Source organism: Micromonospora sp. NPDC048169 (assembly GCF_040652815.1).
GTDB lineage: Bacteria > Actinomycetota > Actinomycetes > Mycobacteriales > Micromonosporaceae > Micromonospora.
In genome coordinates this window covers 17,228-34,697 of record NZ_JBEZMS010000007.1, presented here as the reverse complement: position 1 = coordinate 34,697, position 17,470 = coordinate 17,228, and the positions used below count along the sequence as shown (strand labels likewise).

At 74.4% G+C, this 17,470-nt stretch carries 15 protein-coding genes; 6 read left to right on the top strand and 9 right to left on the bottom strand.

Features of this window, described 5'->3' with window-relative positions; genetic code table 11:
- Window positions 1-139: 139 nt before the first annotated feature.
- From AB0D28_RS08610 to AB0D28_RS08595, 4 genes are read left to right on the top strand one after another with little or no spacing between them, the layout of a single operon-like run.
- Window positions 140-1,201, top strand: a complete 1,062-nt coding sequence (locus AB0D28_RS08610; RefSeq protein ID WP_357383629.1) for an ABC transporter substrate-binding protein — start codon at window positions 140-142, stop codon at window positions 1,199-1,201.
- A complete protein-coding gene (locus AB0D28_RS08605) occupies window positions 1,198-1,977 on the top strand; it encodes an ABC transporter ATP-binding protein (protein ID WP_357383627.1) in 780 nt (259 codons plus the stop codon). The genes AB0D28_RS08610 and AB0D28_RS08605 overlap by 4 nt, the downstream gene beginning before the upstream one ends.
- The gene (locus AB0D28_RS08600; protein WP_262013976.1) at window positions 1,967-2,851 is read left to right on the top strand and encodes an ABC transporter permease; all 885 of its coding nucleotides are present in this window, start codon (window positions 1,967-1,969) and stop codon (window positions 2,849-2,851) included. Before AB0D28_RS08605 ends, AB0D28_RS08600 begins: the two co-directional genes overlap by 11 nt.
- A gap of 4 nt (window positions 2,852-2,855) precedes the next feature.
- Window positions 2,856-3,299 carry an Rrf2 family transcriptional regulator gene (locus AB0D28_RS08595; RefSeq protein ID WP_357383625.1) on the top strand — a complete coding sequence of 148 codons (444 nt, stop codon included), beginning with the start codon at window positions 2,856-2,858 and terminating at the stop codon, window positions 3,297-3,299.
- An 11-nt stretch (window positions 3,300-3,310) separates the two neighbouring features.
- Here AB0D28_RS08595 and AB0D28_RS08590 read toward each other — a convergent pair whose 3' ends face one another.
- The 8 genes from AB0D28_RS08590 to AB0D28_RS08555 all read right to left on the bottom strand — a co-directional run bounded on the left by AB0D28_RS08590 (window position 3,311) and on the right by AB0D28_RS08555 (window position 14,919).
- Entirely contained in the window at window positions 3,311-3,829 is a 519-nt protein-coding gene (locus tag AB0D28_RS08590; protein WP_357383623.1) for a GNAT family N-acetyltransferase, read from the bottom strand.
- A 51-nt stretch (window positions 3,830-3,880) separates the two neighbouring features.
- Window positions 3,881-4,066, bottom strand: a complete 186-nt coding sequence (locus AB0D28_RS08585; protein ID WP_357383621.1) for a hypothetical protein — start codon at window positions 4,064-4,066, stop codon at window positions 3,881-3,883.
- A gap of 171 nt (window positions 4,067-4,237) precedes the next feature.
- Window positions 4,238-5,491, bottom strand: a complete 1,254-nt coding sequence (locus AB0D28_RS08580) for a DEAD/DEAH box helicase (RefSeq protein ID WP_357383618.1) — start codon at window positions 5,489-5,491, stop codon at window positions 4,238-4,240.
- Window positions 5,492-5,668: 177 nt separating this feature from the next.
- Window positions 5,669-5,872, bottom strand: coding sequence for a cold-shock protein (locus AB0D28_RS08575; protein ID WP_013288421.1), 204 nt, complete (start codon window positions 5,870-5,872; stop codon window positions 5,669-5,671).
- Window positions 5,873-6,076: 204 nt separating this feature from the next.
- Entirely contained in the window at window positions 6,077-9,475 is a 3,399-nt protein-coding gene (locus AB0D28_RS08570; RefSeq protein WP_357383616.1) for a UvrD-helicase domain-containing protein, read from the bottom strand.
- 55 nt (window positions 9,476-9,530) lie between these two features.
- Window positions 9,531-13,199, bottom strand: a complete 3,669-nt coding sequence (locus AB0D28_RS08565; protein ID WP_357383919.1) for a PD-(D/E)XK nuclease family protein — start codon at window positions 13,197-13,199, stop codon at window positions 9,531-9,533.
- A 307-nt stretch (window positions 13,200-13,506) separates the two neighbouring features.
- Window positions 13,507-14,052 (bottom strand): TIGR00730 family Rossman fold protein, encoded by a 546-nt coding sequence (locus tag AB0D28_RS08560; protein WP_281579811.1) that lies wholly within the window; start codon window positions 14,050-14,052, stop codon window positions 13,507-13,509.
- A 3-nt stretch (window positions 14,053-14,055) separates the two neighbouring features.
- Window positions 14,056-14,919, bottom strand: coding sequence for a TIGR00730 family Rossman fold protein (locus AB0D28_RS08555; RefSeq protein ID WP_357383917.1), 864 nt, complete (start codon window positions 14,917-14,919; stop codon window positions 14,056-14,058).
- Window positions 14,920-15,092: 173 nt separating this feature from the next.
- Between AB0D28_RS08555 and AB0D28_RS08550 the strand changes: the two genes are divergently transcribed.
- The gene (locus AB0D28_RS08550) at window positions 15,093-15,254 is read left to right on the top strand and encodes a hypothetical protein (protein ID WP_181726661.1); all 162 of its coding nucleotides are present in this window, start codon (window positions 15,093-15,095) and stop codon (window positions 15,252-15,254) included.
- A gap of 49 nt (window positions 15,255-15,303) precedes the next feature.
- Here AB0D28_RS08550 and dapE read toward each other — a convergent pair whose 3' ends face one another.
- On the bottom strand, window positions 15,304-16,377 hold the full coding sequence (dapE, locus tag AB0D28_RS08545) for a succinyl-diaminopimelate desuccinylase (RefSeq protein WP_357383613.1): 1,074 nt from the start codon (window positions 16,375-16,377) through the stop codon (window positions 15,304-15,306).
- A gap of 103 nt (window positions 16,378-16,480) precedes the next feature.
- On the opposite strand from dapE, the gene dapD reads away from it, so the two are divergent.
- The gene (gene dapD, locus AB0D28_RS08540) at window positions 16,481-17,440 is read left to right on the top strand and encodes a 2,3,4,5-tetrahydropyridine-2,6-dicarboxylate N-succinyltransferase (protein ID WP_357383611.1); all 960 of its coding nucleotides are present in this window, start codon (window positions 16,481-16,483) and stop codon (window positions 17,438-17,440) included.
- Window positions 17,441-17,470: the final 30 nt, after the last annotated feature.

Sequence of the window (17,470 nt, the reverse complement as noted above, 5' to 3'; positions counted from 1 at the left end):
GCCTTCTCCACCGAACAGGTGGGAATTATCGGGAAATCCCAGGTCGCGGGGCCCGGCCGGGAAACGGGGCTTGACGCCGCCCGAGAGCTGCCCCAGTCTTCCTACCAACTAAATAGGAATACTGCGGATTGGACATTCGATGAGACGGCTTCCCCTGCGCCGCCTGGCCACCGTGGCGGCCCTGGCCGCCCTCGGCGCGGCCACGCTCGGCACCACCGCCGCCTGCGGCGAGGACAGCGACGCCGGCGCCGGATCCGGCCCGGTGACGCTGCGCCTGGGTTACTTCCCCAACATCACGCACGCACCGGCAGTGGTCGGCGTGGAGAAGGGGATCTTCAAGGAGAAGCTCGGCAGCGACGTCGAGCTGGACACCAAGACGTTCAACGCGGGCCCGGCCGCCATCGAGGCCGTCTTCTCCGGCGCGCTCGACGCCACGTACATCGGCCCGAACCCGACGGTGAACGCCTTCTCCAAGTCCAAGGGCGAGGCGGTCCGCGTCATCTCCGGTGCCGCGTCGGGTGGCGTCGCGCTCGTGGTCAAGCCCGGCATCACATCGGTGGAGCAGCTGCGCGGCAAGAAGATCGCCACCCCGCAGCTCGGCAACACCCAGGACGTGGCGCTGCGCTACTGGCTCAAGGAGAAGGGCCTGGAGACCACCAAGGAGGGCGGCGGCGACGTCAAGATCGTCCCGCAGGAGAACGCGCAGACGATCGAGACCTTCGGCAGCGGCGCCATCGACGGCGCGTGGGTGCCCGAGCCGTTCGTCTCCCGGCTGGTCAACGCCGGCGGCAAGGTGCTCGTCGACGAGCGTGACCTCTGGCCGGACAAGAAGTTCGTCATCACCAACCTGCTGGTCAGCACCAAGTTCCTCAAGGCGCACCCGGACGTGGTGAAGAAGCTGGTCGAGGGCCAGGTCGCGGCGAACGAGTTCGTCAACACCAAGCCGGACGAGGCGCAGCAGGCCATCTCCGACCACATCGGCAAGATCACCGGCAAGCCGCTGGACCTCAAGCTGATCAAGCAGGCCTGGCCGACGCTGGAATTCACGAACGACCCGATCCCGGCCTCGCTGAAGGCCGGCCTGGACCACGCCGTCGCGGTCGGGCTGACCCAGCCGGTCGACCTCAACGGCCTCTACGACCTGAAGTACCTCAACGAGGTACTCAAGGCGCAGGGCAAGGCCGAGGTCAGCCAGCCGTGACGTCGACGGACACGACCCCGCGCAGCGCGACCGGCTCGGTCGCGCTGCGCGGCGTGACGAAGGTGTACGGCCAGGGCGAGCAGGCGGTCCTGGCGCTGGACGGGCTGTCGCTGGACATCGCGCCGGGCGAGTTCGTCTGCATGGTCGGCGCGTCCGGCTGCGGCAAGAGCACGTTGCTCAACCTCGTCGCCGGGCTGGACCGGGCCAGCGGCGGCGCGATCGAACTGGGCGAGGGCGTCAACCCGGGCCTGATGTTCCAGGAGCCGGCGCTGTTCCCCTGGCTGACCGTCGAGGGCAACGTCGAGGTGCCGTTGAAGCTGCGCGGGCTCCCCCGCGACCAGCGCAAGGAACGGGTGGCCGAGCTGCTGCGCACGGTCCACCTGTCCGAGTTCGGCCGCAAGCGGCCGCACCAGCTCTCCGGCGGCATGCGGCAGCGGGTCGCGCTGGCCCGCACGCTCGCGCTGGAGACCCCGGTGCTGCTGATGGACGAGCCGTTCGGCGCGCTGGACGCGATGACCCGCGACATCCTGCACGACGAGCTGGAGCGGATCTGGACCGAGCGCGAGCTCACCGTCCTGTTCGTCACGCACAACGTCCGCGAGGCGGCCCGGCTCGCCGACCGCATCGTGCTGCTCTCCAGCCGGCCCGGCCGGATCATCTACTCCACCGAGGTCGCCGTGCCGCGCCCCCGGCGGATCGACTCGCCGGAGGTCTCGGCCATCGCCGCCGAGGTCACCGACCGGCTGCGCAAGGAGGTGGGCCGGCATGGCCAGTGACACCCTCGCCGGGTCGGCGCGTACCGACGCGGAGATCTCCGGCCTCGACGCGCTGGAGATCGCCGGCCGGGAGAAGGGACCGTCCCGGGTACGCCGCCTGTGGTCGGCCACCTGGCCCAAGTTCGCCGCGCTCGCGCTGGCCGTCGCCATCTGGCAGGCGGTGGTCTGGTCCGGGTGGAAGGAGCCGTGGGCACTGCCCGGCCCGGCGGTGGTCTTCGGCGACCTCGGGGACTACCTGCTCAGCTCCGCGCTGTGGGAGGGCCTGGCGACCACCGCCCGGCGCGCGGCGGTCGGGTTCGCCGCCGCTGTCGCGGTCGGCCTGCTGCTCGGCCTGGGCGTGGCCCGGGTCAAGGTGCTCCGGGCCGCGCTCGGCTCGATGATCACCGCGTTGCAGACCATGCCGTCGATCGCCTGGTTCCCGCTGGCCATCCTGCTGTTCCAGCTCAGCGAGCAGGCGATCTTCTTCGTGGTGGTGCTCGGCGCCGCGCCGTCGGTCGCCAACGGCGTCATCCACGGCGTGGACTACGTGCCGCCGCTGCTGGTCCGCGCCGGCCGCAACCTCGGCGCCCGGGGGCTCAACCTCTACCGGTACGTGATCGCGCCGGCCGCGCTACCAGCCATCGTGGCCGGGCTCAAGCAGGGCTGGGCGTTCGCGTGGCGCAGCCTGATGGCAGGTGAGCTGCTGGTCGTCATCGCCACCCGCACCTCGATCGGCGCCCAGCTCACCTACGCACGCGAACTGAGCGAGGCACCGCGCCTGATGGCCATCATGATCGTCATCCTGGTGGTGGGCCTGCTCGTGGACACCGCGTTCGGTGCCGCCGACAAGGCGATCCGCCGCCGCTGGGGCGTGCTGGACCAGGCCGGCAACTGACGCCGTGTACATCTCCGCGCGCGCCGACTACGCGCTCCGGGCCATGCTCGCCGTCGCCGACGCCGCCGGTTCCACCGGCGACCCGGCGGCCGGCGGCGGCGAGCTGGTCAAGGCGGCGAGCCTGGCCGAGAGCCAGGACATCCCGCTCAGCTTCCTTCAGGGGATCCTGCTCGACCTGCGGCGGGCCGGCCTGCTGCACAGCCACCGCGGCACCGAGGGCGGGTACGCCCTGACCCGCCCGCCGGCCGAGATCAGCGTCGGTGACGTGCTGCGCGCGGTCGGCGGTGCGATCACGAGCGTCCGGGGCATCCCCGCCGACCGGGCCGGCTACCACGGCGTGGCCACCGGCCTGCGGGACGTGTGGCTGGCGGTGGACGGGGCGATCGCGCTGGTCGTGGACCGGACCACGCTCGCCGACCTGCTGAGCGACCGGGCCACGGCACCCTGACGCGCGTCCGGTCACGACGTCGGCGGCCGTACCTGCCCGTCGCGGACCATGCGGATCTCGCATACGCCGTCCTGGACCTGCGTCGTACCGTCGGCTTCGAAGCCGTGCCGGCGGTAGAACGCCTGGGCACGAGGGTTGGGATCGGCGACCCACAGCGCCGCCGGCTCCGCCGGGTCGAGGACGGCCCGCAACAACGCCGGCCCGGCGCCGGTGCCGTGATCGGCCGCGTGCACGTAGAGGACGTACAGCTGGCGCGCCCACGCCGCCTCGGCATCGAGCGGCGGGCCCGACATCGCGATCCCGACCAGTTCGCCTCCCCGCTCGGCCACCGCCGCCCGGTTCTCCCGATAGCGCTCGTCGGTCAACGCGGCGGTCCAGAACCGCTCCCGAAAGGCCGGCAGGTCCGGGTCGTCGAGCACCGTGTCCGGCATGAGCCCGCGGTACGTCTCCTGCCAGCACCGGACATGCACGCGTGCCATCCGGGCGGCGTCCTCGGCCCGGGCCTCGCGAACGGTCACCGACGGGTCCACCGCCGCATCGTAGGCGGCCGGCCGTTCCGGCATCGCCCCTTTTCGGGGCGTCTACTGAGTGTGCGGGGCGCTCATCCCGGGGGTGAAGCTGCGGGCGGCGCCGCGATCCGGCGAGCCGCCGTCGGACGGCTGCCACGGCCCGAACGCGGCCACCGCGGCGAGCGCCAGGCCGGCCCCCGCCACCGCGAGCACCAGCACCACTTCCCGCGCTCCGCCCGATCCGGCTTCCCCCGCCATGAACCGCTCCCTCCGCGTCCGGCCGACCCCCCGACCGGTCCCCCGCGCAGCAGCATCACCGCCCGGGGTCCGGTCGCACAGTCGGGCAGCCGACCGAACATCGACTGATTCCCGACTCAGGAGCGAACGCTCCGCCCGACCGGAGACGAGCCGGTCACGCGCGGGCCGCGGTCAGCGGCGGCGCGGGCGCCGGCGAGGACGGGTTCCCGGGGCGGGGTGCGCGGCGGCGGGCGCGGTGATGGTCACCGGCACGCCGGACGGCTCCCGGGCGCCGGTGAGCCGGCTCAGCTCGCCGTCGCCGGCGCGTACCCGCGTGGTCTTGGGGTTGATGCCCGCGGTGCTCATCAGCCGGGCCACGTCGCGGCGCTGGTCCGGCAGGACGAGCGTCACCACGGTGCCCGACTCGCCGGCCCGCGCGGTCCGGCCGCCCCGGTGCAGGTAGTCCTTGGCCTCGGTGGGCGGGTCGGCGTTGACGACCAGGTCCAGCCCGTCGACGTGGATGCCACGGGCCGCCACGTCGGTCGCCACCAGCGCGGTGACCTGGCCGGTGCGGAACTGCTCCAGGATGCGGGTGCGCTGCGGCTGCGACTTGCCGCCGTGCAGCGCCGCCGCGCGTACGCCCTTGGCGAGCAACTGGCGGGCCACCCGGTCGGCGCGGTGCTTGGTGGCGATGAACACGATCGTGCGGCCCTCGCGGGCGGCGATGTGCGCCAGCGCGGCCGGCTTGTCCTCCGCCTCCAGGTGCAGCACGTGGTGCGTCATCGCGGTGACGGTGGCGGTGCCCGGGTCGACGGAGTGCGTCACCGGGTCGGTCAGGAACCGGCGGACCAGCCGGTCCACGCCCCCGTCCAGGGTTGCGGAGAAGAGCATCCGCTGGCCGCCCGGCGCGACCTGCTCCAGCAACTTCGTCACCTGCGGCAGGAAGCCCATGTCGGCCATCTGGTCCGCCTCGTCCAGCACGGTGATGGCCACCTGGTCCAGCCGGGCGTCGCCCCTGTCGATCAGGTCGTGCAGCCGGCCCGGCGTGGCGACCAGCACCTCGGCGCCGGCGCGCAGCGCGGCGGCCTGCCGGCCCAGCGAGAGCCCGCCGACCACAGTGGCGCAGCGCAGGCCGAGCACGGCGGCGTACGGGGCGAGCGCGTCGGTGACCTGCGCGGCCAGTTCACGGGTGGGTACGAGCACCAGCGCGAGCGGGCGGCCCGCTCGGGCCCGGCGGCCGGCCGTACGGTGCAGCAGCGGCAGCCCGAACGCGAGCGTCTTGCCGGAGCCGGTACGCCCCCGGCCGAGCACGTCCCGGCCGGCCAGCGAGTCCGGGATCGTGGCCGTCTGGATCGGGAACGGCGCGGAGATGCCCTGCGCGGCCAGCTCGGAGATGAGCGCCGGAGCCAGACCGGTGGCGGCGAACGTGGGCAGGGTCGTGGTCATGCGGAAAGCCTTCCTCGAGGCGGCACGTGTCGAGGAAGGGCGCCGGGTTGCGGCGCGTCACCGGCGTCACCGGTGGTCACAAGCACGAACCGAAGGGACGGGCCGGCCCGGCAGAGGCGGGCCGGCCCGTGCACCGCGCCCGACCGGGCGCGGTGGTGGTGCCGGTTGATCCGAAGATCAGAGCGGGCGGATGTTCTCCGCCTGCGGGCCCTTCTGGCCCTGGGTCACCTCGAACTCGACCCGCTGGTTCTCGTCCAGGCTCCGGTAGCCGGAGGTCTGGATCGCCGAGAAGTGGGCGAAGACGTCGGCGCCGCCGTCGTCCGGGGTGATGAAGCCAAAGCCCTTGTCAGCGTTGAACCACTTGACGGTGCCAATTGCCATGTGTTTCGTCTCCTTGACGGAACGGTCGGCCCGCACGTGTTGCGGGCCGGAGAGGAGCACCCCGCGCGTGGAATACGCGGCGTGCCTGTCGCTGCTGGTCGCCCCGCCCGGAGAACTCCGGACACAACAAAGAGCGCCTGGGGCCACAATCCGCCAGGCGCACACAGAGTCTCTGGAAACCAAAACTGCAACCCAGACAACGTATCACGGATTCGTGCGCTGCGGGAGATCCCCCGGGATTTCCGGCACGGCGGCCACCAGACCGGCCAGTCCCTCCGCGTCGAGCAGGTCGGCCGGGCGGACGGTGGCGGAGTCCCGCACGTAGTGGAACGCCGCGCCCACCCGGTCCACCGGCACCCCGGCCAGCTCCGCCCAGGCCAGCCGGTAGACAGCCAGCTGCACCGCCGCCGCGTCGGCCTCCCGGCCGGACGGCTGCCGCCCGGTCTTCCAGTCGACCACGTCATAGCGCCCGCCCGGGCGGGCGAACACGGCGTCCATCCGGCCCCGCACCACCACTCCGGCGATGACAGTGGCGAACGGCACCTCCACCTCCACCGGCACCCGGTCGGCCCACTCGCTGGCCAGGAAGCGCTCCTGCAACTCGACAAGCGCCTCGTCCGGCGCCGCGTCCTCGTCCGCCGCGCCGGGCAGCTCGTCCACGTCGAGCAGCCGGTCCGCGCCGAAGCGCTGCTCCAGCCAGGCGTGGAACGCGGTGCCGCGCCGGGCGTACGGGTTGGGCTCGGTCGGCATCGGGCGGCGCAGCGTCCTGGCCAGCGCCTCCGGGTCGCGGCGCAACGCCACGAGCTGGGTCACCGAGAGCTGGCCGGGTAGTTCGACCTCGACCGCCTCGGCCTGCCGGGCCAGCTCCGCCCGCTCGGCGAGCAGCAGATCGGCCTCCCGCCGCCAGCGGACCACCTCGGCGTCCACCCCGGCCGGCGCGAGCACTGCCGCCTCGCGGCGGGCCGCCTCCGGGTCGGCCAGGTAACGGCGGATCAGCGCCGCCGCCTCGGTCAGCGCGGGCCGGCGGGCGCCGAGCGGGTCGGCCGGCCACTCGGCCCGCAGCACGGTCTCGGTGGTCGGGTTCACCGCGTCCCCGGCCGGCTCGGGCGTCCACGCGTCCACCACGTGCCCGTTCGGTTCGGCCAGGCAGGCGTCGTGCACCTCACGCAGGAACACCGACGGGCCGCGGAACCGCTTGGTCCCCTCCCCCCACCAGTAGCCGGAGCAGAGCAGCAGCCGGCGGGGGCGGGTCACCGCCACGTACGCCAGGCGGCGCTCCTCCCGCTCGTCGTGCGCCCGCCAGGCGTCGGTGAACTCGGTGAGCGCCCGGGCCACGCCGCGCTGGTCCTCCGCCTCGGGCAGGGCCAGCTCGGGCAGCCCGTCCGCGTCGCCGCGCAGCGGGAACGGCAGCACGCCCAGCCCGCCCAGCCAGTGATCGGAGTTACGGACCGGCCCCGGCCAGCCGCCCCGGGTCATCCCGGCCACCGCCACCACGTCCCACTCCAGGCCCTTCGCGGCGTGCGCGGTGAGCACCTGCACCGCGCCGGCCACCACCTCGACCTCGCCCGGCGCCAGCCCGCGCTCCTCGTCCTCGGCGGCGGCCAGGTAGGCGAGGAAACCGGCGAGCGTGGCGCCGGGGGTCTCGCCGCTGAACCGGGCCGCCACGTCGCCCAGCGCGTCCAGGTGGGCGCGGGCGAGCCCGGCGTCGCCCGCGCCGTCCCGGCCGGCCCGGACCGCCACCTCGACGTCGAGCCCGATGGTCCGCTCGATGTCCGCGATCAGCTCCGGCAGCGACTGGTCCAGCCGGTAGCGCAGCAGCGCCAGCTCCATCCCGTACGAGCGCAGCCGCGCGTAGCCCTCGGCCGAGTACGCCTGCGCCGGCCCCAGGTCGGCCAGCGCCTCGACGAGCGTGGCCTCGTCCAGCGCGTCCACGGTGATCTCCGGGCCCTCGTCGCCGGTCAGCTCCCGGCGGCTGCGGGCGATCGCACGGGCCCGGCGGTGCAGGGCGACCAGGTCACGCGGGCCGATCCGCCAGCGCGCGCCGGTCAGCAGCCGCAGCAGCGCCGCCCCGTCGGTCGGGTCGGCGAGCACGCGCAGCGTGCACACCACGTCCCGTACCTCGGGGGTGTCCAGCAGCCCACCCAGGCCGACCACGTCGACAGGCAGCCCGCGGGCGCGCAACGCCGCCTCGATCGCCGGGATCTGGCTGCGCAGCCGCACCAGCACCGCAGTGGTCGGCCGCCGGTCGGCGGGGATGTGCTCGGGCAGCGCACCCGACATCCCGGCCGCCCCCCGCCAGGCCGCCAGCACGCTGTCCGCGATCCAGTCGGCCTCGTCGGCGTACGTCTCCAGCAGCGCGCAGTGCACGGTGCCGCCGGCCTGCCCGCCGGGGGTGCGGTGCGGGATCGGATCGCGGACGCTGAGCGCGGCGTGCAGTTCCGGCACCCGCGCGCCGGCCGCCCGCAGCGGCACCGAGAGCGTGTTCGCCACGCCGAGGATCTCCGGCCGGTTGCGCCAGCTCGTGGTGAGGCTGAGCACGTCGGCGGGGCTGCCGTCGGTGCGGGCGAACTCGGCCGGGAACCGGTCGAGCGTGCCCGCGCTGGCACCGCGCCAGCCGTAGATGGACTGGCACGGGTCGCCTACGGCGGTGACCGGGTGGCCACCACCGAACAGCGCGTTGAGCAGCACCACCTGGGCGTGGCTGGTGTCCTGGTACTCGTCGAGCAGCACCACCCGGAACCGGTCCCGCTCGATCACACCGACGCCGGGATGGTCGCGGGCCACCCGGGCCGCGCGGGCGAGCTGATCGGCGAAGTCCATCGCCTCGAAGTCGTCCTTGCGCCGGGCGTAAGAGCGCACCAGCGGCAGCAGCTTCAGACGGGTCCGCTGGAGCTGGAGCGCCTTGCGCACGTCGGCGTAGACCCGGCCGGGCCGGGACTGCACGTCGGCGAAGAACCGGCCGGTCCAGGCGGCCAGCTCGTCCGGGTCGACCAGGTGCTCGTCCAGCTCACCGGCGAGCGCCAGCACGGCGTCGGTGATGGTCGACGGCATCCGGTCCACCTCGGACATGTCGCCGTCGTAGTTGCGCACCAGCAGGTCGACCAGCTGCCAGCGGGACGCCTCGGTGAGCAGCCGGGTGGTCGGCTCGTACCCGGCGCGCAGCCCGTGCTCGGTGACGATCCGCCCGGCGTACGAGTGGTACGTCGACACCGTCGGCTCGCCCGCCAGTGGGTCGTCGTGCGGGTCCCGCCCCTGCCGGCCGAGCCGCCGGATGAGCTGGTCGAGGCGGGTCCGGACCCGGTGCGCCAGCTCGCCCGCCGCCTTGCGGGTGAAGGTGAGGCCGAGGATGTGCTCGGGACGTACGTAGGAGTTGGCGACCAGCCACACCACCCGCGCGGCCATCGTCTCGGTCTTGCCCGAGCCGGCGCCCGCGACCACAAGCAGTGGCTCCACCGGCGCGGCGATGATCGCGGCCTGCTCCCGGGTGGGCGCGGGCAGCCGCAGCAGCCGGGCCAGCTCGACCGGCGTGTAGCGGGGCCCGGCGTCGGCGGTACGCGGCGCGGGCGTGGCGGAGGCGCCGAACAGCGCCGGCTGAACGCTCACGGTGCGGTCCCTGTTCGCGACTGCGGGGCTCGCAAGACCGGCTCACTCCTCGCGCTCACGAGCCCTCCGGTGGTGGCTCGACCACCTGGCGGCCCTGGCCGGAGACCGGGCAGCTGGTGCGGACCGGGCAGACCCGGCACTTGGAGTTGACCACGGCGGCGAACGTCGAGGCGGCCATCGTGTCCGCGGTACGGCGCACCAGCGCGGTGGCCCAACCGGCCTCCGGGCCCTCCCCGGCCGCCGCCTGGGTCTGCTCCTTGGCGTCCCGCGCGCCGGTGCCGAGCTGCACCAGCGCGGCCCCGCCCGGCTCCTCGCCGAACTCGGCGAACCCGCCCGCCTCCACCGCCGCCTGGTACGCACCGAGCTGCGGATGCTCGGCCACCTCCCGCTCGGTGACCGCCGTCGACTTGCCGGTCTTCAGGTCGATCACCACGAGCCGCCCCTCCGCGTCGACCTCCAGCCGGTCGACCCGGCCGGTCAGCTCGATCGGACGGGACGGGTCGTCGAGGCGGACCGCGAACTCGTGCTCGATCGCGAGCAGCCGTCGCGGGTTGCCGGCCAGCCAGCGCAGCAGCTTGTCCACCATCGCCTCGGCGCGCTGCCGCTCCGGCCCGGCCATCCACCGGGCGGCCAGCTCGATCGCGTCGAACCGCGCGGCCACGTACTCCAGCAACGCCTCCCGGTCGACGCTCGCGTCCTCCGCGAGCATGGCGGCGGCGTGCACCAGGTTGCCGACGCCCTGCGCGGCGCTCGCCGGCCCGCTGCCGCCGTGCCGTTCCAGCAGCCACCGCAGGCTGCACCGCAGCGCGCTCTCCATCGCCGACGGGGTGACCCGCACCGGCTCGCCCTCGTCGACGAGCGGCCGGTCGTCGGACAGGCCGCGCAACCCCCACCAGTCGTCCGGGTGCGCGCCGGGCACCCCGGCGGCGGCCAGCCGCGCCAGCTCACCCGCCGCCGCGTGCCGCCGGCTGATCGGCGTCGCCGGGTCGGTGACCGCGGTACGCAGCTCCGCCACCAGCGCGGACAGGGTGAGCCCGCGCGGCGGCAGGGTGACCGGGAGCGCGGCGGGCGGCCCGTCCTGCGGGTGCTCGTCCCCGTGCGGCACCGGCCCGTCGGCGGCTCGTCCGCGCGCGGCCTGGCCGGTCGGAGCTGGCCGGTTCCGGGCCGGACCATCCGGCGCGGCCTGCTGCGGACTCGGGCCGGTCGGGGCCGGGCCGTCCGGGTTCGGGCCGGTCGGGGCCGGGCCGGTCGGGGCCGGGCCGGTTCCGCCGGTGGCGGGCGGATCGGCGGCGGCCAGTTCGTACAGGAAACGGCTCGGCTGCTCCTCGTGGTCGTCGCCGCCGACCGCGGCGGACGCGACGGCGGTCACCACTAGCCGCCGCCGCGCCCGGCTGACAGCGACATGGAACAGCCGCCGCTCCTCGTCCAGCAGCGCTGAGGTCTGCCCGACCAGGCTGGCCCGCAGCCCGGCGCCGTCGGCACGGCCGGCGAGCACGTCGACGAGCCGCTCCGAGCCGAGCAGGCTGCCGCGCAGGCGCAGGTCCGGCCAGACGCCCTCCTGCACCCCGGCGACCGCGACCAAATCCCACTCCAGGCCCTTGGCGGCGTGCGCGGTCAGCAGGCGTACCGCGTCGCCCCGGTCGGCGGCGGCGGCGAGCGTGTCGGCGGGCAGCTCCTGCCCGAGGACGTGGTCGAGGAACACCTCGGTACGCGCCCCGGGCAACCGGTCGGTGAATCGGGCCGCCGCGTCGAAGAGCACGAGCACCGCGTCCAGGTCCCGGTCGGCGGCCTCGGCCCGCCAGCGTTGGGCGGTCTCCTGCTCGCCGGAGGCCGCCCGCCCCCTGGTGATGACCCCGGCCCAGCGTTCGGCCAGCCCGCTCTCCCGCCACACCGCCCAGAGCACGTCCTCGACAGTGGCGCCGGGCCTCCCGGCCGTCTCCCGGGCGGTCGCGAGCAGGTGCGCCACCGCCTGCGCGGGCGCGGCCCAGCGACGTTCGATGGCGGCCATCTCGGCCGGGTCCCGCAGCGCCTCCACCAGCAGCTCGCCGGAGGGGCGGCGGTCACCGCCGGCCAGCGCCAGCGCCCGCAACCCCTGGCGCAGCCGCCGCTCGGCCAGCGGGTCGGCCCCGCCCAGCGGCGAGTGCAGCAACGCGACAGCCGCCTCCTCGTCCAGCCGGTCGGGTTCGAGCGCGCAGCGCAGCAGGAGCAGCAGCGGAGCCACCGCCGGCTGGAGGTGCAGCGGCAGGTCCTCGCCGTGCACGACGGTCGGCACGCCGGCCGTGTGCAGGGCACGCCGCAACGAGGGCAGCTGCCGGCCGGTGGAGCGGACCAGCACCGCCATCCGGGACCAGGGCACGCCGTCGAGCAGGTGCGCCTCGCGCAACGCGTGGGCCAGCCACGCCGACTCGCTGGTGGCGGACCGGAACGTCCGCACCTCCACCGTCCCGGCCGGAGCGCCGGGCAGCGGACGCAGCCGCCGGTGCGCCGCCGGGCCGCGCAGCCGCCGGGCCAGCCGGGCGGTGGCGGCGAGCAGTTCCGGCCCGGCCCGGTACGAGGTGGTGAGCGTGACCTGGGCGGCCGGCGCGCCGGAGGCGGTGCGGAAGCGGTGCGGGAACGTGGTGACGCCCGCCGGGTCGGCGCCGCGGAACGCGTACGTGGACGAGTCCGGGTCGGCGAACGCGACCAGTGCCCGCCCGCCTCCGGCCACCACGGCGAGCAGGTCGAGCTGGGCCGGGTCGGTGTCGGCCAGCTCGTCGACGTACACGTGGGACAGGCGGCGGCGCTCGGCGGCGAGCAGCTCGGGATCGTCGAGCAGCATGCCGGTGGCGGCGCGCACCAGCTCCGCCGGGTCGTACGCCACCGAACCCCTGTTGCTCACGTCACGCAGGGCGAGCACGGCGACGTACTCCCGCAGGAAGCGCGCGGCGGCCGGCCAGTCGGCGCGGCCCAGCCTCTCGCCCAGCCGGGCCAGCTCGACCGGGCCGACGCCGCGCTCCGCGGCACGCATCAGCAGGTCGCGGAGCTGCTGGGCGAACGCCCGGGTACGCAGCGCGGGACGCATGTCCTCCGGCCAGCCGACCGGGTCGTCGCCGGGTTCCTCACCCACCACGTCGAGCAGTTCCCGGATGATCAGATCCTGCTCGGGGCCGGTGAGCAGCCGGGGCGAGGGCTCACCGCGTTCGGCCGCCGCCCGGCGCAGCAGCCCGAACGCGTACGCCGGGAACGTGCGCACCAGCGGCTCACGGATCACGCGGTGTCCGCCCCCGGCGATCCGCGCCTCGATCCGGCGGCGCAGCTCGGTGGCTCCGCGCCGGCCGAAGGTGAGCACGAGGATCCGCTCCGGGTCGACGCCCTCGGCCACCCGGGCGGCCACCGCCTCGACGAGCGTCGTCGTCTTGCCGGTGCCGGGACCGCCCACGACGAGCATCGGCCCGGCCGTGTGCGCGACCACCTCGGCCTGCACCGGGTCGGCCCGGCGCACACCGCTCAGGCCCTGCCCGGCTCCGGCCTCCTGGGTCTCCTCGTGTGTCGCGGGAGTCGTGGCGTCGGCGGCTGCGGGCGACGGGATGGTCTCCGGGTGCGCGGCATCGCCCGCCGACCCCCCGGATCGCGGCTCCGCATCGGCCGGCCCGCCGGGCCGACCCACCCCCTGCCCCGCCCCGGCGTCGTGGGTGACCCCCGCCTCCGCGCCGCCGGGCCGGCGCACCAACCGGTACGCCTGCATCACCGACATCCCACCACGCCGGTACGACACCCGGAAACCGACGCCCACCCCGCGCGCCGCAGCTCATCCGCGTGACGCGACTACGGCACCTGCTGGTTCCCGCTCGACGGGCACGGAGGCGTCGGATGCCGAGGCGGCGCCGCGCCTACGCGAGCCGGCCCCTCATCCAGAATCCGAGAAAAGCTGTCCGCTTCCCGAGATTGCCGTAGATCTTGGTAGGAAAGTGCCCCCATAGGGGCCATTTGCTGCTACCAAGATCTCCCGGCGGGGCCGCGCGCGGCGCGGGGCGGGGCGGCGAACGCGAGGGTTAAGTCAGGCGGGCGTCGACGAGGTCGAGGGCGGCGGGGACGCTGTCGGCGACCATCAGCAGGTCCAGCGCGGCCGGCTTGAGGAACTGCTGCTCGCCGAGCCCGCGGATCCAGTCGAGCAGCGGCCGGTAGAAGCCGTCCACGTCGACGATCACCATCGGCTTGGCGTGCAGGGCCAGGGTGGCGGTGGTCCAGACCTCGAACAGCTCGTCGAGCGTGCCGAGGCCGCCGGGCAGCGCGACGAACGCGTCGGACTTCTCGTCCATCAGCGTCTTGCGGCTGGCCAGGCTGTCGGTGACCAGCAGTTCGTCCGAGTCCAGGTCGGCGACCTCCAGGTCGACCAGGGACTGCGGGATGACGCCGACGGTGCGGCCGCCGGCCGCCCGGGCGCCCTGCACCACGGCACCCATCATGCCGACGCAGCCGCCGCCGCTGACCAGCGTGTGCCCGCGCCGGGCCAGTTCCGCGCCGGTCTCGGTGGCGAGTGCCAGCCAGCGGGCGTCGAGGGTACGGGAGGACGCGCAGAAGACACAGACGTTGGCCACGGGTCAGCTCCGTCCCGCCGGGCCCTCGGGGGCGGCCTCGGCGGCGGCGCGCTGGTCGGCGGCCGCCCGGGCGACCGCCTCCTCGCGGACGGCCTCCTGTTCGGCGGAGAGCACGGCCTCGGCCTCCACGATGTGCCGGACCGCCTCGTTGACGTCGTCGGTGAGCCGGATCAGGTCGAGGTCGGCCGGGCCGATCTTGCCCTCGGCGGCCATGGTTGCGCGCAGCCAGTCGAGCAGGCCCCGCCAGTAGTCGGTGCCCATCAGCACGACCGGGAAGCGGGTCACCTTGCCGGTCTGCACCAGGGTGAGCGCCTCGAACAGCTCGTCCAGCGTGCCGAAGCCGCCGGGCAGCACCACGAACGCCTGGGCGTACTTGACGAACATGGTCTTGCGGGCGAAGAAGTAGCGGAAGTCGATGGCCAGGTCGACCCAGTCGTTGAGGCCCTGTTCGAACGGCAGCTCGATGCCGAGCCCGACGGAGAGACCGCCGGCCTCACCGGCGCCCCGGTTGGCGGCCTCCATCACACCGGGACCACCGCCGGTGATCACCGCGTAGCCGGCCCGGGCCAGGGCGCCGCCCAGTTCCTCGGCCATCCGGCACTCCGGGCTGTCCGGCTTGCTGCGGGCGGAACCGAAGACGCTCACCGCCGGGGGCAGGTCGGCGAGGGTGTCGAAGCCCTCGACGAACTCGGAGAGGATCCGCAGCGCGCGCCAGGCGTCCTTGGTCTTCCAGTCGCTGCGGCCCCGGGAGTCGAGGAGCCGCTGGTCGGCCGTACTCGTCGGAATCGCCCGGTTGCGCAGCGTGACCGCGCCGCGGTGCCGTTCCGCCCGGTGCTGCTCCCCCCGCTGGCCGTGCTCGGCCGGCATTTCCCTGCTCTCGCCCATGGAGCCACCGTAGTAGAGCGGCACCGGCGCGGCGCGCAGGCCCGGTAGCCGGAGAAATCTTTGGGATCCGGGCAACTAATTCGGTCGCACGGACGTCTTACTATTCACATACCCGGTATACCCCGGGCGACGCGCCTTCGGGGGAGGAGCCAGCGTTGATCAGTAACAGCGAGATGATCCGGATCCGCCGTCAGATGCAGCGGCGGATCCGCGACGTGGTGGCCGAGCGCCGCCGCGCCCGGATGATGGAGACCCACCGGTCCGACCTGACCGGCGAGACAGGCGAGGCGGACGCACCCCTGACGACGACCGTCTGACGATCCCGGGGGCCCGCACGGTGGGAGCGGGCCCCGGGGTCGCAGCGCGTCAGGCCGGGGCCAGCCAGCGGTGCAGCGTCGCCGCGCCGTCCCGGATCTTGGTCAGTTCGACGTGCTCGTCCTTGTGGTGCGCGAGGTTCGGGTCGCCGGGGCCGAAGTTCAGCGCCGGGATGCCCATGGCCGCGAAGCGCGCCACGTCCGTCCAGCCCAGCTTGCCGATCGGCGCGGCGCCGACCGCCGCCAGGAACTCCTGCGCCGCAGCGCTGTCCAGCCCGGGCGGCGCGCCGGCCGCCGCGTCGGTGACCGTCAGCTCGAAGCCGGCGAAGACCTCGCGCAGGTGCGCCTCGGCGCCGGCCGGGTCGCGGTCCGGGGCGTACCGGTAGTTGATCTCGATGTCGCAGCGGTCGGGGATGACGTTGCCGGCCACCCCGCCGGTGATCCGTACCGCGTTGAGGCCCTCGCGGTAGTCGCAGCCCTCGATGGTCACCCGGCGGGCCTCGTACGTGGTCAGCCGCCGCAGCACCTCGCTCGCGCCGTGGATGGCGTTCACCCCGTGCCAGGAGCGCGCCGCGTGGGCCCGCTCGCCGTGCGTGGTGACCACCGCCCGCATGGTGCCCTGGCAGCCCGCCTCGACGATCCCGTACGTCGGCTCCAGCAGCACCGCGAAGTCGGCCTCCAGCCACTCGGGGTGGCTCTGCGCGACCAGGGTGAGGCCGTTGTACTTCGACTCGATCTCCTCGGCCTCGTAGAAGAAGTACGTGACGTCGTAGCGCGGGTCGGGCAGCGTGACCGCCAGGTGCAGGGCGAAGGCCACCCCGGACTTCATGTCGGACGTGCCGCAGCCGTACATCAGGTCGCCGCGCATGGTGGAGGGGAAGTTGCCGTTGAGCGGGACGGTGTCCAGGTGGCCCGCGAGCACCACGCGCTGCGCCCGCCCGAGGTCGGTACGGGCCATGACGGTGTTCGAGTGCCGGTAGGTGGTCAGGTGCGGCACACCGCGCAGCACCTCCTCGACGCAGTCGGCGATCGCCTTCTCGTTGAGGGATACCGACTCGATGTCGACCAGGGCGCGGGTCAGCGCCACCGGATCGGCCAGGACCTCGGGGGTCAACGGGTTCTGCATGTCTCGCACGGTACCGTCATCCTCGGTGGGCGCGAGGGACACGTGCCGCGCCCCCGGCCGCGAGCAGCGGCGGACGCCGCCGCCGGAGCAGAGAGGTGACACAGTGACGTCCGCACCATCCGCCTGGGGCATCGGCCTGGCCACCGTCACCGCACAGGACCAGGTGCTCGACACCTGGTACCCGACCGGCAAGCTGGGTCTGGGCGAGCTGCCGCTGGTGCCCGGCGAGGACCGGGCCGACGTGCTCGACCTGCCCCCGGGCGCGGTCGGCGAGCGGGCGCTGCCCGGCCTGCGCACCGTCGAGGTGACCACGCTGATCGGCTCGCTGGACGACCCGATCAAGGACGCCGCCGACGCGTACCTGCGGTTGCACCTGCTCTCCCACCGCCTGGTGCGACCAAACGAGCTGAACCTCGACGGCATCTTCGGCAAGCTGGCGAACGTGGCCTGGACGTCGGCCGGGCCGTGCCCGCCGGAGCGGGTGGACGAGCTGCGCGTCATCGAGCGCGCCGCCGGCCGCCACCTGTCCGTGTACGGGGTGGACAAGTTCCCCCGGATGACCGACTACGTGGTGCCGTCGGGAGTGCGGATCGCCGACGCGGACCGGGTGCGGCTGGGCGCGTACCTGTCCTCCGGCACGACAGTGATGCACGAGGGCTTCGTCAACTACAACGCCGGCACGCTCGGCACCTCGATGGTCGAGGGCCGCATCGTGCAGGGCGTGGTGGTCGGCGACGGCTCCGACATCGGCGGTGGCGCCTCGATCATGGGCACGCTCTCCGGCGGCGGCACGGAGCGGGTGCGCATCGGTGAGCGCAGCCTGGTCGGCGCGAACGCCGGTGTCGGCATCACGCTCGGCGACGACTGCGTGGTGGAGGCCGGCTGCTACATCACCGCCGCCTCGAAGATCACCCTGCCGGACGGCCGGGTGGTGAAGGCCCGCGAGCTGTCCGGTGTCGACGGGCTGCTGTTCTGGCGCAACTCGGTGACCGGCGCGCTGGAGGCGAAGCCCCGCACCGGCCAGGGCATCACGCTCAACGCCGCGCTGCACGCCAACGACTGAGCCGTACCCCCGTCCGGGTCCGCGCGCACC

Bases quoted from the DNA above. Each gene is read 5' to 3' on its own strand.
- AB0D28_RS08575 (WP_013288421.1), bottom strand. From the start codon at position 5,872: ATGGCAATTGGCACCGTCAAGTGGTTCAACGCTGACAAGGGCTTTGGC.
- AB0D28_RS08585 (WP_357383621.1), bottom strand. From the start codon at position 4,066: ATGGCGGGGGAAGCCGGATCGGGCGGAGCGCGGGAAGTGGTGCTGGTG.
- AB0D28_RS08580 (WP_357383618.1), bottom strand. From the start codon at position 5,491: ATGACCACGACCCTGCCCACGTTCGCCGCCACCGGTCTGGCTCCGGCG.
- AB0D28_RS08600 (WP_262013976.1), top strand. From the start codon at position 1,967: ATGGCCAGTGACACCCTCGCCGGGTCGGCGCGTACCGACGCGGAGATC.
- AB0D28_RS08555 (WP_357383917.1), bottom strand. From the start codon at position 14,919: ATGCCGGCCGAGCACGGCCAGCGGGGGGAGCAGCACCGGGCGGAACGG.
- AB0D28_RS08610 (WP_357383629.1), top strand. From the start codon at position 140: ATGAGACGGCTTCCCCTGCGCCGCCTGGCCACCGTGGCGGCCCTGGCC.
- AB0D28_RS08565 (WP_357383919.1), bottom strand. From the start codon at position 13,199: ATGCAGGCGTACCGGTTGGTGCGCCGGCCCGGCGGCGCGGAGGCGGGG.
- dapE (WP_357383613.1), bottom strand. From the start codon at position 16,377: ATGCAGAACCCGTTGACCCCCGAGGTCCTGGCCGATCCGGTGGCGCTG.